This is a genomic window from Marinobacter sp. UBA2498 (genome assembly GCF_002341575.1).
In the GTDB taxonomy this organism is placed as follows: Bacteria; Pseudomonadota; Gammaproteobacteria; order Pseudomonadales; family Oleiphilaceae; genus Marinobacter; species Marinobacter manganoxydans.
The window spans coordinates 18,143-18,645 of record NZ_DDOI01000098.1; the positions used below are offsets into that span (position 1 = coordinate 18,143).

Genomic DNA, 503 nt, shown 5'->3' on the forward strand with positions numbered 1-503 from the left:
CCCGCGAGGCGGCCGAAACCTCTAACGTGGTTGCTCTGCGCAGTCAGCTGAACCGCTGGCGCTGGAGCACGGCGATTGCCTCGGCGGCCGCCCTGGTTCTCGTGGCCATTCTGGCGTTCCAGCCGCAGCCCGAGCCTCAAGCCCAGTCGTTTGTTGCGGTTTTCCAGAACAACGATGAGCAGCCGGCCTTCCTGCTGACGGTGGACCTGAAGGAGCAACGGCTCAACATCCGGCCGGTAACTGCCGAGCCAAGACCCGGAAAATCCTATCAGTTGTGGATCAAGGCCGACGAGCTGGGTCCAAACCCCCGCTCCGTGGGCGTTCTGGGCAACGATTTCGCGCTGGATGAAGGGGCGTTGAGCAATTACGACCCTGCCCTGCTCAAGGAGGCCACGTTCGGCATCAGTGTCGAGCCCGAAGGCGGCTCACCCACCGGACAGCCCACGGGACCGGCGATTCACGGTTACCTCTACCCCACCGACGGAAACAATTAATAGGCAGGT

Annotated in this window: 1 protein-coding gene; it reads left to right on the forward strand. The window is 62.8% G+C overall.

The window, feature by feature from the left end; genetic code table 11:
• Positions 1 to 494 (forward strand): anti-sigma factor (locus B2W52_RS13645; protein WP_286803560.1); only part of this gene is annotated, 494 nt, incomplete at its 5' end.
• Positions 495 to 503 lie beyond the last annotated feature (9 nt).